Consider the following 14508-nt stretch of genomic DNA (forward strand, 5'->3'; position numbering starts at 1 on the left):
TATCATCCTTAAACGAAATTGTGCTAATATGATTTGAGCGTTTCGGTCTGCTAGATCAACAAGTAGGAGGTTATCTCCAGTGGAAAAAATCGCGATTGTCACCGGTTCATCGAGCGGATTCGGTCTTTACATCTGCATTGAACTTGCAAAGGCTGGTTTTACTGTAATTGCAACAATGCGAGATTTGTCTAAGAAACACGTCATATCCAATTTGAACAATGAACCTTTGATTCAACGACGAATTCGTATCGTTCAGCTTGACGTCACCGACCCACAGTCGATTCAAACATTTCAATCTTACATACAATCGTTACCATCAATCGACCTTTTAGTAAACAATGCAGGATTTGCTCAGGCTGGGTTTGTAGAAGAGGTCAACATGAATAGCTATCGAAAACAATTCGAAACGAACGTCTATGGTACGATCTCAATCACTCAAGCTGTGATTCCATATATGAGGGTAAATCAAAGTGGGACTATTATTATCATGAGCAGTGTTAGTGGGTGCATCGGATTTCCCGGCTTATCAGCATACGTATCCTCGAAACATGCGTTAGAAGGCTTCGCAGAAAGTCTTCGTCTAGAGCTTGCACCATTTCACGTGAATGTAGCTCTCATTGAACCAGGTTCCTATCAAACGAATATTTGGAAGGTTGGGCTTACAAATATAAAGGGAAACGAGCATTCGCCATACAAGACTATGCTCTCTTCCCTTCAAGAGCATGTAAAAGAGGCATCTCCTACATACGGACATCCAAAAGAAGTCGCTCAGCTCATCGTCAAGCTTGCACAAAAGAAAAAAGTAAAACAGCTTCGCTATCCAATTGGAAAAGGTGTTCGTATCCAATTACTATTTAAAAAGTTTATCCCGTGGCCATTGTGGCAAAAGCTTGTACTAAATCGGATTCGCATGAAAAATAATAAGATCTAACCTTTTATCATGGAAAACCCACCAGTCTGTCTGTCGACAACGTCTCGCAACAACGAGACGGTCGACAGGCTTTTTTGTATAGAGATTTGTCACGATACAGTACTTCGAACCCACTCCCGAGATGGGGGGTGCTTTGGGCAGGAGGGCGTTGAACTAACCAACACTCCGGTGGATTTCATCCTGCCTTTTTCTCCTACAGGATTCGGCCCTCCCAACAGATAGACAAAATAACGTAAAAACACCTTTGAGAATCAACTTCTCAAAGGCGTTTGGTCTACGGTCTTCCCACCCGTTAAGATAGCGTTTAATGGGTGGAAGTCTCTTGAATGACGAAATTGTTCATAGTCATACTGATTGACTGTTACCATCGGTTACGATGTATTTCGGAATGTTATTTTATTGTATCGGGATCGGGATAATCGATACCTTTTACATCTACAGTCACTTTTTTCATCTGTTGCTCTTCTATCGGTCGATTGTGAGCACCTGTTTCAACTGAAACAATCTCGTCAACAACATCCATCCCGCTAATCACCTTACCAAATCCCGCATAATCACCATCAAGATGAGGTGAATCATCAACTACTATAAAAAACTGCGATCCCGCCGAGTCAAAAGGCTCTGATCGAGCCATGGAAATCACCCCACGCTCATGAGCAAGTTCATTCTCAAAGCCATTTGAGGAGAATTCTCCTTTGATAGAATACCCAGGTCCACCTATCCCAACACCTTCAGGATCTCCACCTTGAATCATAAATCCAGGAATCACTCGATGGAAGATTAAATCATTATAAAAGCCTTCTTCCACTAACGAAATGTAGTTTGCAACTGTATTCGGTGCAACCTCTGGATATAACTCTATTTTTATTTCTCCACCATCCTCCATTTCAATCGTCACGACTGGATTATTTTCATTAGTTGGCTCAAAGCCTTCACTACCACTACTATCAATTGGTTGACCGTTCGTCCCACAGGCAACTAAAAATAACAAACAAAAGGTCATCGTATATATTATCGCTTTCATTCAATTCACACTCCACTCTATTTCTTTTCTAGAATAGTATACAACGAAATCACCTTTTATCAATAATGCCAAAGGTACTGAGTAGAAATTATCCACTCTAATTAAGTCTAAATTAGGTAGATTTTAAGACAAAAGCCACCAGACGAGAGCTATTTAAAGAGCGTCTCCTTATGGTGGCTTTCCCTTTATTACAATTTAAATTTCTTTACTGAATCTTGTAAATCTTGAGCTAGCTTAGATAACTCACCTGAACTTTGTGCCATTTCTTCCATTGAACTGCTTGTTTGCTGTGAAGAGGCAGTTGTTTGTTCAATGCCTGCTGCTGACTCTTCCGAAATTGAAGCAATCTCCTCAATCGAAGAATGAATCGTTTGACTGTCTTTTTCCATTTCTGATAAACCTAACGTAATATTTCCGATCCGTTTTACCATTGTTGTGATTGATTCATTAATATCGGCAAAGGTTTCTTCCGTTAATTCAATTTGTGTTTTTCCTTTTTCAACTTCTTCATATCCGTCCTGTAGCGATTGTACGACATTGTTTGATTCTTGTTGAATGCTGCTAACGATGTTCGTAATGTCAGAAATCGATGTTGTCACTTGCTCAGCTAGCTTTCTTACTTCATCTGCCACGACAGCGAAGCCTTTTCCATGTTCTCCTGCACGTGCTGCCTCAATTGCTGCATTTAATGCTAATAGATTTGTCTGTTCTGCAATATCATGAATAACTGAAACGAGTCGGGAAATATCTTGCGTTTGTTGATCAAGTCCCTGCACTTTTTTCACTGCCCCGTTAACCATCTGATCAATATTTATCATTTGTCCAACGGAATCCTTCATTCGTTGACTGCCTTCCGTTGCCAACTGAATCACATTTTGAGACGACTGAGAGACTTCTTGTCCATGTCTATTTGCTTCTTTCACCTTTTTAACAAATTCATCAATACCACCAGCTATTTCAGTCGAGTGATTCGCTTGGGAATCAGCACCAGACGAAAGCTCTTGCATCGTTACAGCAATCTGTTCAGCCCCTTGCTTCACTTCATCAGCTGATTGGGTTAACTCTTCACTTTGAGCAGATACCGTTTCAGATACGGTTGAAATTTGAGTAAGGAGTGAACGCATATGATCTGTCATGTCATTTGTAGCATCAACAAGTTGACCTACTTCATCTTTAGAAGTTGCCTGTAGCTTTTCTTGGCTTAAGTCACCTGCTGCTATTTCTTTCATACGAGTTGAGACCATACTTACTGATTTTGAAATATTCTGAGCAATTAATACCGCAATCACGATGCCGATAATAATAGCAACGATCGCAATCACCAAAAAGGCAACTAGTATTAGTTCTCCCGTTTCTACCATTTCTTCACCAGTCTCAATAATAGATTCAGATCTTAACTCAGATACCTCTTGAAATCCATCCATTAACACTTCCGCTATCGGTCTTGCCTCATTTCTCAACCGTTCGATAGCTTCTTCTACATTCCCTCGATCATACTCAGCAAAAATTTCATTTTCAACAAGTTGTCGCCATTCAATTGAACGTTGGACCAAATATTCTGTTTGCTGTATATCACTATGCTCTAGTACATATTCTTGATATTCAATACTTTCTTGAGTGAGTCTTGCAAAATGCTCCTTATAATGCTCATCACCATATAGTAAGTAAGCCCTAGAAAGACCAATACGGTCTGCTAAGTTAAAAGCAAGTTGTTCTTCTGCCATTAAAAGGGGCAATTCTTCTTCTACAATATTAGACGTTTTTTGATTATAGTCAGTAATATTTAGTAAACTGACTACTGTTAAAAGTGCCGTCAAAAATAGTACGGAAAGAAATCCTGTTAAAATTTTTGCTCTTAAAGACTTAAATGATAAAATAGAAAAAAGCTTTTTCACAATCCCCACTCCTGTAATAAGTATTTGTTATTAGTGCCCTCACATTCAATATAACACAAAAGTCATAGTTGAAAGTACATATTTAGACACTAATAGACAAAATTTTCTGTAGGAACCCTAAATAACTAGAACTAAAGTCTTGGAAATTTAAGTAGTTTGTCGTTTCATTTATCTTCCCTTCGTCCATACGAATCTTTATGCAGAATAAAAAGGAGATACCCATATCCTAATGAGCATCTCCACTTATTATCAAACTAACCTTTTTTCATCTCTGCTAACCAATACCTAATCCGCTTTGGAATTTCCTCATATACTTCTTCCCAAGGGCGAAATAGATCGTTTTTTAATTCAAAATAGTCAAATTGCATCGTAGGAGTAAAGCGAAATCGTTGCATATAATGACGAATTAATTGATCCGTTTCAAGGTTTGTTTCGAGAATATCTTGATAGAAAAACGGGATCGTCAAACCGTCCACTCCTGCCTCAGCATCTGTACAAGCAAATAGATTCGGTATCAAATGAAATAACTCTGCATCTGGGAGAAACGCATGTTTTCCCGGCTGGGAATATAGTCTAACATGTGTTTTTTCAATTAAATTACGACGATCTGGGAAAAGACCTTTGAAAAACCGCCCATGAAAGCTTGCCTCACAATCTAGTACAGAGCCATCTTTACCAACATATACCCATACATGCTCAAGCTCATATAAATGCTGAATATCAAAATCCCAGTAAATAGCATATTCAATAATATGATCAAGCTCTTTTTCACAAAAAGAAAATTTTCGTTTAAAAGAAGGAGATCGCCCCCCTTTTTCTATTACCGTCACACCTACCATACAAGGAAAGAAAGGTTCATGTTTATCAAAAAAATGTGCGGGGCATACGTTTGTATATGCTGAAGGTTCATTCACTAACACCTCTAATCTATTATGAAAAATCCTCTACTAAATTTCGTGCCCATTTGTTAGAACGGTAACGAAAATAGCCAAAGATTGATTTTGTAATTTCTTCTAAAGCAAACATAAAATAAACGACTTCAATTGACCAATGGAACACATAGGCTCCTAAAAAGACGAGCGGAAGGGCAATAAACCACGTCGTACATAAAACAAGTTTCATTGAAAAAACATTATCTCCACCAGAGCGAAACACCCCAACAATCCAAAGATGGTTTAAGAAATACATCGTTAATACAATACCTTGAATATAGAGGACATTTTTAAACTTTTGTTGCACTTCAGGCTTAATTCTGTAAATAAATTCACAATCATTGGATTTAATAGAATGATAAGTATGCTCACGACAATCGCCGAATAAATCGCCAGCCTTGTAAAGCTCCTTGCACTTGTAATGGCTTCGGCAGGGTCATCAGAACTTAGCTTTCTTCCGATCATAACCCTTGCAGCATAGGAGAACCCGGAAATACCCATAAGGAAATATTGATTAAAAATACGAGCTAATTGAAATGTTGCTAGTGCGACAATGCCCATATGACCAAATGCAACGGCATAGAGCATATTGCCAAACGACCAAATTCCTTCATGAAGCACGAGCGGATAAATCGTTTTATAAATCCGCTTGCTAAATGACCAATTAAATGAAAAGAGCTGTTTCAAATGAGCATTCACATAATAGCGTCGCCCATAAACAAAGCCTAAGACAAGTAATAAACTAATAACCGTCGATAATAAAGTCGCAATCGCAGCTCCCATTACTTCATATGCCGGGAACCAACCGACCCCATATATAAGTAAGTAATTAAACAACGTATTAAAGCCCATTCCGATACAACCGAATATAACATTCACTTTTATTTTTCCAATTGCACCGAGGGCATGTCCATATGTATCTTTTATAGCATTTAACACAAAGACAAAGACGATTACACTCACATATTGCATTCCATAAGCCATTCCTTGTTCGTCCTTAATAAATAATGACAATAATGGCTCTTTAAATACGGTCACAAGAACGAATGCGAAGAGGGAAAACAACAGACTTGTCGTTAACATTAACCCCATCGTTCGATAAACGTTATTCATTTGATTAACGCCGTAAAACTGTGTAATAAAAGCTGACATTCCATACGTAGCCGACAACACCATACCGAGCACAAAGCTGAACTGACTAGCCGCTGCGACCGAAGCAACGGCTACTTCACCTAGTCCGGTTATCATTAATGTATCAATAAAAGAAAAGGAATTGCTAATGAGCATATGCAATACAAAAGGTACTACTAGTAACGTGACTTCTCGTTTAAATTTCATATGCCTTTTTACTTCACATCGGCCTTTTTCTGTTGTTTCGTAACCTTTTCATTTAAATGTTCAACAAGTGTAAGCAGTTGCTTCGCTTCATGAATCGTGTAATCTGGCTGCTCCATTTCGTTAGCTGGTTCCTTCGGGTAACGAGGTGACCAATCAAGAAATATACTCGTTATCCCAAGGTGATTTGCCCCAAGAATATCACGACTTAAATTATTTCCAACCATGACAACCCGATAGCAATCCTCCATGGATAAATCAAGTGCACCTAAAGCCGCTTTGAACATTTTTGCATCAGGTTTACGCACTTTAATCGTTTCAGAGTAGATCATTGCCTCAAAGCAATCATAGATGCGATGATCTGTCAGCATATTTTTAAACGATTGAGCTAACCCGTCCGCCACAAGAGCTAAACGGTAGCCTCGTTCTGCTAGCTCCTTAACGACTTTATCGGCATTTGGAATCACGTCTGCTTTTATTACAACCTCATTCTCATCACGTATCTCTGTTGACTCGTCGATAATCGTATCGCCGCAATCCATAAATATAATTAACTCTTTTTCCACTTTATTCACATTCCTTCCTGTTAAAATACACCTTGAAGCTCAAGCTCTTTTGCGTAATGACATGATACGTAATGACCTTCTTTAACTTCTGTTAACTGTGGAGCCACTTCCTGACATTTCTCTGTTCGATAGGCACAACGTGGTGGAAATGACAACCACTAGGACGATTAGATGGATTAGGTACCTCCCTGTTAAAACCTTACGTGTTGGTATTACATCAGGATCTGCTTTCGGTACTGCAGATAATAACGCTTCAGTATAAGGATGTTTCGGTCTAGCGTAGAGCTCATTTGTATTTGCGAGCTCAATGATTTCCCCTAAGTACATCACTGCCACACGATCAGATATATGTTCTACGACAGACAAATCATGCGAAATGAATACATACGTCACATGAAACTCTTCCTGTAAATCCTTTAATAGATTAATAATTTGTGCTTGAATGGAAACATCTAACGCTGACACCGCTTCATCACAGACAATCACCTTAGGATCCGTTACTAGAGCACGAGCAATCCCTATTCGTTGCCTTTGTCCCCCTGAAAAGGAATGGGGGTAACGCTTTAAATAACTTATATTTAATCCTGTCTTTTGTGCGATACTCTTAACCTTTTCCTCAATCTCCTTTTTGCTATAACGTTTCGTTACTCTAAGTGGTTCACTAATAATATCAAATACGGTCATTCTCGGATTTAATGATGAATAAGGATCTTGAAAGATCATTTGAATATCAGGACGAACTTCTTTATATGCACGTCTCTTTAACGTAAGAAAGTCTACCTTTTCTGATTCGTCCTTATAATAGTAAACATGGCCTTCTGAAGCTTCGATTCCTCGAACAATACAGCGTCCAAGCGTCGTTTTGCCACAGCCTGATTCTCCAACTAGACTAAGAGTTTCGCCTTTTTTAACTGTAAATGAAATATTTGATACGGCCTTCACCACTTGCGATGACTTCTTTTCCTTAAACTCTTTTGACAAATTCTCAATCTCAAGAATCGGCTCACTCAACAAGTTCAGCCTCCTTTCTCAATCGTTCTTCTTCATATAAAAAACAGGCAACGCGATGACTATCATTCACATGTATCGTCTTTACATCTTGTTGATTACAAACACCTTCGATTCGATCTTGGCACCGTTCATAGAACCCACAGCCAGGCGTTAAATTAATCGGCACTGGAACCGTTCCATCAATTGACAACAGCTTTTTCTTACGGCTCCCGATCACAGGAATAGATTCAATCAACCCTTTTGTGTAAGGATGCTTCGGTCTTTTAAACAGATCATGAACCGTTCCGTGCTCAACAATTTTCCCTAAATACATAACGGCAACCTCATCACACATTTCTGCAACGATCCCAAGATCATGTGTGATAAACAAAATAGACATTCCGAACTCTTTTTGCAAATCCTTCATCAATTCCAACACCTGAGCTTGAATGGTTACATCGAGTGCCGTTGTTGGCTCATCAGCAATTAATATTTCCGGGTTACAACTCAATGCCATCGCAATCATCGCCCGCTGTCGCATCCCTCCTGAGAATTCATGCGGATATTGATGGAACCTCTTTTCCGCATCAGAAATGCCTACTTTCTCAAGCATACGAAGAGTCCATTCCTTAGCTTTCTTCTTATCCTTTGTCTGATGAAGCAATACTGCCTCCATAACTTGATTGCCTATCGTATAAAGAGGTGAAAATGCTGTCATTGGCTCTTGGAAAATCATTGATATTCTTTTCCCACGTATTGAACGCATCACTGGCCCGTTTCGCTTTAAGGATAAGAGATCTAAAGGCTCCTTTTCATTTTCTTGCTGCAATAACACTTCTCCACTCGTTTGAAATTCTTTCGGATTTAACCCTATAATCGCCTTACTCGTTACACTTTTCCCACACCCTGATTCTCCAACAATCCCCAACGTCTTACCTTTCATTAATGAAAAGTCAATCCCTCTAACCGCCTGAAGAAGACCGTTATCTGTTTCAAATTGAATCTGCAAATTTCTAACTTGTAAAAATGCTTCCTGTTCTTGTGTCATCTACTCCTGCTCCTTTCATCACTTATAAGGGTCGGCTGCATCTCTCAACCATCTCCTAAGAAGTTAAATGCGAGTACTGTTAAAATGACAAACGCTAAAGGAATCAACTTCCAAGGGTACAGGGCAACATTTTCAATTTGCTGTGCTTCTTGTAGCAACACACCCCAGCTAGTTGCTGGTGCCTGCATTCCCAATCCTAAAAAGCTCAAAGCCGTCTCACCGAGAATCATTCCAGGTATAGCTAATGTTGCTGCCACAACGAGATAACTCATGAAACCTGGAATTAAATGAGTCAAAATAATTTTGAAATTACCCACACCAGCTAGTTTAGCTGCCATGACATAATCTTCATTTTTCAATGAAACAAATTTACTACGTACAACACGTGCAAGCCCTGTCCATTCTAAAAAAGCCATTATAATCGTAATGTAGAGAAACATTTGCACAACTGGTACTCGTGGTGGAATAGCTGCCGATAACGCCATCCAAAGCGGCAACGTTGGAAATGAACGGATAATCTCAATTGAACGTTGAATGATAGAATCGATCACTCCTCCAAAATAACCCGATACCCCGCCAATGATAACACCAAGAACAAAGCTAATCGCAACTCCAACAAGAGGAATTGACAAGGAAATTTGGCTGCCTAATATAATTCGAGAAAACAAATCACGCCCTGTCCCATCGGTTCCAAATAAGAAAATTTGTCCTGGAGCTTCAACTCCAAATAAACGAAGATTCGTTTCAAATAAACCGAGGAAGCGGTACGTTTCCCCACTTACTAAAAATTGAATCGGATATTTCACAGACGTATCCTCGACGATCACATTTCTTAACGTCTCAGGGTCTCGTGAAGACGTTAATCCATAAACAAATGGACGCAAATGGAAGGTTCCGTCTTCATCAAAAAAGTGAATTTGTGTTGGTGGTGCATTCATATACTCACTGTCGTAGCTTTGTAGGCCATATGGGGCAATAAACTGACCAAATAGAGCCGCACCATATAACGTAAAAAGTATGATCAAGCTAATACGAGCTAGCTTATGTTTTTTTAGCTTTTTAAAAATTAAACTCCACTGAGAGTCAATATGCACGGAATCCATTTGCTTTTTTCGTCTCCACATAAAAGGCTTACGTTTCACTTGATTCGGTATGTGTGTATTCATATACTACATTCCTTTTCTTTCCATACGGATTCTTGGATCTAACCAAGCTAATAATATATCTGAAATCAATGTCCCGATTACGGTGAAAATAGCCATAAAGAATAACCATGTTCCCGCTAAATACATATCTTGACCTAATAAAGCACGGTGCATAACCGGTCCTTGTGTCGGTAAGTTTAAGACGATCGCTGTTATCGTTGATCCAGTAAAAATTGCTGTTAGTGACCATCCAATCGTACTAATAATTGGATTCAACGCTGCTCTTGTCGGATATTTCCTAAGAGCTTTGGCCTCCGATAACCCTTTTGCTCGAGCAGTTAGAACATTGGGTTTGTTCATTTCATCTAGCATTTGACCACGCATGACACGAATTAATTCACAAGTGCTCGCTGTACCTATCACGACAATCGGAATGATTAAATGCTTTAACATATCAAGTACTTTTGCAATACTCCATGGTTGATCGACGAAATCTTGTGATTGAAGACCGAGCATCGGATCACCGAAATAAACAAACGATAAGTACATTAAAATAATGGCAAGTAAAAAGTTCGGTGTCGCCATTCCGATAAAACCAATTGTCGTAAAAACGTAATCCCCTAATGAGTATTGCTTAATCGCACTATAGATCCCGATTGGAATGGCAACAAAGTACGTAAACAGCAATGACGCAACTGAAACGACAATCGTCATCCCCATATGCTGTTGAATCACTTCCGATACCGGCCGGTTATAACTCATCGAATGGCCAAAGTCACCTCTCGTTATAATCCCGCCCATCCATTTACCGTATTGAACATACCAAGGATCATTCAAACCATACGATTCCCGTAATTGTTCAAGTTGTGCTGAATCAATTGCATCACCTTCTTGCTCCATTTGCATGGCATAATTACTAACAAAGTCTCCAGGAGGCAATTGAATGATAAAGAAAACAATCAACGATATGACAAAAACAACTGGAATCATTAAGAGCGTGCGACGAATAATGTAACGAATCATAAATTGAACCTCTTTTCTTAAAACGCTAATTGCCTTTAGTAAAAGAAACAAACGTAGATTTTAAGGAGAGAGTAAGAGAAGGCTACCTCTCTTACTCTATTTAAAATTAATCTTGCTTTATGAAGAACTGTGCTGGCTTGGCATGTCCAAATCCACGAAACTCATCACTATCAACAATGCCATCTGGAATATTTCTCATATCGTTACTCACAACAACTAACGATGGTGTTGGACCTGTATAACCGATGACCCATTGATTTTCTTGATGAAGTTTAATAATTTCATCACTCCAATAATCAACATCCTCTGTTGTTGTCGATGAGGTTAAGTTCCCCCAGTACTCTAGAAGTTTTGCCACATCCCCTTCAGGCTTGACACCTTCTTCACCGCCTGATGAATTATATAAACCATAATGGCCGAACCATGGTGTAATAACTCGTAATGGAACGAGTTCATCCGGGCGATAAGCAACTTTTACAACACTCACATCTTGTGTTGTTGCTGGAATTTTATTATCATACTTAAGATCAAAGAAACGACCTTGATCTGCAATAACGATATCTGTCTTAATACCAATTTCTTCATAGTACATCTTTAATAGCTCTTGTAGTGTTCCGACTTGCGTCTCACCACGAGTTTCTTGGTAAATTTCGAGGCGTAGATCTGATCCATCGGCAAATGTTCTAAACTCTTCTTTGTCATCCCAAACAAGGCCAATTTCGTCTAGTAATTCATTGGCACGATCGACATCATACTCAACCCACTGATCTTTCCAGCCTTCTTGATAGTTTGGCAGAGTGTCAGGAACAGAAGCTTGTTGCGGTTCTCCTAGTCCGAGAGTTAAAATTTCAGACAACTCATGACGATCAACAGCAACTGATAACGCTTCACGGAAACGTTTATCCTGGAACAGCTCACGTAATTGAGGGTCTTCTACTGTTTGATTTAGCTGTAAGCCTGTACTTGACCAAGATGGCCCATACCATTGTAGAATACGGTAATCACCGCGTTCCTCATTCTCTTTTAACACCGTAAAATCATTAAACCCAAATATTCTCAAATTAATATTACCTGCCAATGTTTCAAGGAGATAATGACTTTCATCTTGCATATGATCTAATACAATCGCATCTAAGTACGGTAATTGATTCCCTTCTGAATCTGTTTTGAAGTAGTAAGGGTTACGTTCCATAATAAAACGATCACTATACGGATCATTACTTGCTACCCATGGACGTAGCGTTGGTCTTTCAGGGAATAACCAGAAATAATAGCCTGTCCACTCTCCAAACGAATCAAGGTCGTTATAGCCCCATTCTTTGGCTATTTCTAACGCTTCTTCCTCTCCAATAATTCCAGGTAGAATTTCCTCATAAAAATGAGCTGGTGCAAAAAACCACTTGTTATCAATAGCTAGACGTTCTAGAAATAAAACACTCGGATACGCATGAGTTACTTTTACTGTATAATCATCAACCTTCGTTACCTCAGCTCGAACACGTTCCCCAGTTTCTGGATTTACAGAGTAATAGCAATCATACAACGCCTTTCCAAACGTCTCAGGAATTAACATATGCTCCCAATAAAAAATGACATCATCTGCTGTAAATGGCTCTCCATCCGACCAGCGCATTCCTTCACGTAAATAGATCGTATATTCCGTCGCATCTTCATTAACATCATAGCCTTTTGCTACGTTCGGTTCGATCCCATCTCCATCCTCTTGGAAGCGAAATAGTGCTTCTTCTGTGATCTTTCCGATTCCCCACTTATCATCAGGACCCGCCCAAGGATAGATCCACTCTCCACCATACTGACCTATTTCTTCATAAACATCTTCAATCATAATATCTTCAGCTATTGGCATACGTTCGTGAACCGGTTCGAGCTCTCCGTTTTCGACTAACTCAGCTAACATTGGGGCTTCTGTCAAACCGGTTTGATTGAGGTCGACATTATCCGAATTTGGACTATCCTCATTATCCTTTTCAGATGAAACCTCTTCATTTCCTCCACTACAACCGACAAGCAACAAAGCAAATAATAGGACACCTATAGTAGCTTTCCAATTCATAAATAAGTTCTCTCCCTTAAAAGATTATTCTTTTCTCCTATCCTCTGATGTTCTACTTAGATGTACATGATTGACGTTCATGTAAATCGATTTTGACGGTTATTCGTTTTATCATATCTCGGTTCTCTAGCTTTTCTAATAAAAGATTCGTTGCTTCCATCCCTAACGTGACGCCATTTAGTGTCATTGTCGTTAACGCTGGTTGGAGTTCATCTGAATACATTGAACCATCACTGAAGGCCATAACAGATAAATCATTTGGAATCGATTTCCCTAACTCTTTACATGCACGATAAACACCTAAAGCTACCTTATCGTTGTCCGTAATGATCGCACTTAGTTGCGGTTGATGTTGCAGTACGTTATGAACAATATGAGAGCCGTATTCAATTGAGTTCATCGATTCATCGCGATATTCAACGTAATCATACTCTTCACTTAAACCACATTGTTGAAGAGCAAATCGATAACCTTCTTCACGATCAATACTTACGGTTCTTCGCTTTGGTGCATTGCAAAAAAGAATATGGCGGTGTCCTAATCCAAGTAAATATTCCGTCGCTTGCTGAGCAGCGGGGAAGTTATTGTTGTCAACAGAAGGTAATAATTCCTCGTACTGCTTCGGAGGCCTTCCAACAATGACCATTGGAATTTGATATTCCATAAATTCTTCAATCCGTTGATCATCAACTGAAGGATTTAATATAATTTCTCCATCAGTTGGATCAGAGGAAATGTTAACAACTTGTTCCTTGTAATCACTAGATAAAGTATTAATAAGCAGGCGATAGTCATTTAGGTAACATTGTTGAAGTACACCGTTAATGAAAGATAAATGAAAAGGATTAAATTTCACCTTTTCACCGATCATATTTAAACCAATGATTCTTGTCTGTTTAATTGCTAAGCTTCTAGCAACAAAATTCGGTCGATAATTTAACTCCTTTGCTACCTCTAATACGCGTTTTCTCACCTCCTCACTAATTGGACGCTTTTGACTAAAAACATTCGACACTGTGCTCTTTGAAACTCCAGCAACTTTTGCAACATCGTTAATCGTTGGCATAAATCATCACCTTTCGTGTTACTTCGCTTTTATATTAAACCGGTTTTATTAATCCTCAATAAACGAGTTGTTAAAAAATGTTAAGAATATGTTGATATCCGTTTTACAATTTTATATATTATTTCAATAAAAGGAATTGCAACTCATGAAAACTCTATCTGTCTTCCTGACTATTAGTGGAGATTTTACGTATTTTGTCATCGTTTTACTGACATGAAATACGATATTAAATGAACATAAAACATTTATTTCCTGGGAAACATGTCGAAAGAATGTGGAATGTTGGTATATTGGTTTTCTAATTTATCCATAGACTCCCGCTTCCCCCGCTACCTATAAAGAAAAGGAAGGGCGATAAATACATCCTGTAATGGCAACTAAAGGCATGATATAAAAAAGAGTTACGAAAGAAGGAGTCGTGCAAGCAAGCATTGGGGTGTCATTGTAAATTAAGTGGGATTTTAATTGAAGGATGTCTA

General features: G+C 38.9%; 12 protein-coding genes and 2 pseudogenes. 1 reads left to right on the forward strand and 13 read right to left on the reverse strand.

Translation table 11 applies throughout. The annotated features are described in order from the left end of the window. Positions 1–79: 79 nt before the first annotated feature. The gene (locus JCM19034_RS16055) at positions 80–931 is read left to right on the forward strand and encodes an SDR family oxidoreductase (protein ID WP_062051315.1); all 852 of its coding nucleotides are present in this window, start codon (positions 80–82) and stop codon (positions 929–931) included. A 391-nt stretch (positions 932–1322) separates the two neighbouring features. Here the strand turns inward: JCM19034_RS16055 and JCM19034_RS16060 are convergent, their stop codons facing one another. The 13 genes and pseudogenes from JCM19034_RS16060 to JCM19034_RS16115 all read right to left on the reverse strand — a co-directional run bounded on the left by JCM19034_RS16060 (position 1323) and on the right by JCM19034_RS16115 (position 14029). After that, on the reverse strand, positions 1323–1955 hold the full coding sequence (locus tag JCM19034_RS16060; protein WP_082394134.1) for a peptidylprolyl isomerase: 633 nt from the start codon (positions 1953–1955) through the stop codon (positions 1323–1325). Positions 1956–2143: 188 nt separating this feature from the next. Then, positions 2144–3091 (reverse strand): methyl-accepting chemotaxis protein, encoded by a 948-nt coding sequence (locus JCM19034_RS25245; RefSeq protein ID WP_370622119.1) that lies wholly within the window; start codon positions 3089–3091, stop codon positions 2144–2146. After that, positions 3086–3679: pseudogene (locus JCM19034_RS25250) on the reverse strand (HAMP domain-containing protein); the annotation flags it as partial. The pseudogene JCM19034_RS25250 and the gene JCM19034_RS25245, both read right to left, overlap by 6 nt. Positions 3680–4104: 425 nt before the next feature. Further along, complete coding sequence (locus JCM19034_RS16070; protein WP_062051319.1) at positions 4105–4764, reverse strand: hypothetical protein; 660 nt, start codon at positions 4762–4764, stop codon at positions 4105–4107. A gap of 16 nt (positions 4765–4780) precedes the next feature. Beyond that, positions 4781–5089 (reverse strand): hypothetical protein, encoded by a 309-nt coding sequence (locus JCM19034_RS16075; RefSeq protein WP_156324016.1) that lies wholly within the window; start codon positions 5087–5089, stop codon positions 4781–4783. Next, positions 5041–6120 (reverse strand): MATE family efflux transporter, encoded by a 1080-nt coding sequence (locus JCM19034_RS16080; protein WP_062051323.1) that lies wholly within the window; start codon positions 6118–6120, stop codon positions 5041–5043. The genes JCM19034_RS16075 and JCM19034_RS16080 overlap by 49 nt, the downstream gene beginning before the upstream one ends. Before the next feature lie 8 nt (positions 6121–6128). After that, a complete protein-coding gene (locus JCM19034_RS16085; RefSeq protein WP_231686992.1) occupies positions 6129–6683 on the reverse strand; it encodes an HAD family hydrolase in 555 nt (184 codons plus the stop codon). Positions 6684–6703: 20 nt separating this feature from the next. Next, positions 6704–7694: pseudogene (locus JCM19034_RS16090) on the reverse strand (ABC transporter ATP-binding protein). Next, positions 7687–8721: an ABC transporter ATP-binding protein gene (locus JCM19034_RS16095; RefSeq protein ID WP_062051325.1), complete on the reverse strand. Its 1035-nt coding sequence runs from the start codon at positions 8719–8721 to the stop codon at positions 7687–7689. The pseudogene JCM19034_RS16090 and the gene JCM19034_RS16095 overlap by 8 nt, the downstream one beginning before the upstream one ends. A 44-nt stretch (positions 8722–8765) precedes the next feature. Next, a complete protein-coding gene (locus JCM19034_RS16100; RefSeq protein WP_231686993.1) occupies positions 8766–9887 on the reverse strand; it encodes an ABC transporter permease in 1122 nt (373 codons plus the stop codon). A gap of 3 nt (positions 9888–9890) precedes the next feature. Further along, positions 9891–10889 carry an ABC transporter permease gene (locus JCM19034_RS16105; protein WP_062051327.1) on the reverse strand — a complete coding sequence of 333 codons (999 nt, stop codon included), beginning with the start codon at positions 10887–10889 and terminating at the stop codon, positions 9891–9893. Positions 10890–10995: 106 nt separating this feature from the next. After that, positions 10996–12963, reverse strand: coding sequence for an ABC transporter substrate-binding protein (locus JCM19034_RS16110; RefSeq protein ID WP_062051329.1), 1968 nt, complete (start codon positions 12961–12963; stop codon positions 10996–10998). A 52-nt stretch (positions 12964–13015) separates the two neighbouring features. Beyond that, positions 13016–14029 (reverse strand): LacI family DNA-binding transcriptional regulator, encoded by a 1014-nt coding sequence (locus JCM19034_RS16115; RefSeq protein WP_062051331.1) that lies wholly within the window; start codon positions 14027–14029, stop codon positions 13016–13018. Positions 14030–14508 lie beyond the last annotated feature (479 nt).

This window comes from Bacillus sp. JCM 19034, assembly GCF_001310635.1.
Taxonomy (GTDB): Bacteria; Bacillota; Bacilli; order Bacillales; family Bacillaceae_D; genus Halalkalibacter.

Coding starts and splice junctions, on each gene's coding strand:
- JCM19034_RS16060 (WP_082394134.1), bottom strand. CDS start 1,955: ATGAAAGCGATAATATATACGATGACCTTTTGTTTGTTATTTTTAGTT.
- JCM19034_RS25245 (WP_370622119.1), bottom strand. CDS start 3,091: ATGACAGATCATATGCGTTCACTCCTTACTCAAATTTCAACCGTATCT.
- JCM19034_RS16080 (WP_062051323.1), bottom strand. CDS start 6,120: ATGAAATTTAAACGAGAAGTCACGTTACTAGTAGTACCTTTTGTATTG.
- JCM19034_RS16095 (WP_062051325.1), bottom strand. CDS start 8,721: ATGACACAAGAACAGGAAGCATTTTTACAAGTTAGAAATTTGCAGATT.
- JCM19034_RS16100 (WP_231686993.1), bottom strand. CDS start 9,887: ATGAATACACACATACCGAATCAAGTGAAACGTAAGCCTTTTATGTGG.
- JCM19034_RS16105 (WP_062051327.1), bottom strand. CDS start 10,889: ATGATTCGTTACATTATTCGTCGCACGCTCTTAATGATTCCAGTTGTT.
- JCM19034_RS16110 (WP_062051329.1), bottom strand. CDS start 12,963: ATGAATTGGAAAGCTACTATAGGTGTCCTATTATTTGCTTTGTTGCTT.
- JCM19034_RS16115 (WP_062051331.1), bottom strand. CDS start 14,029: ATGCCAACGATTAACGATGTTGCAAAAGTTGCTGGAGTTTCAAAGAGC.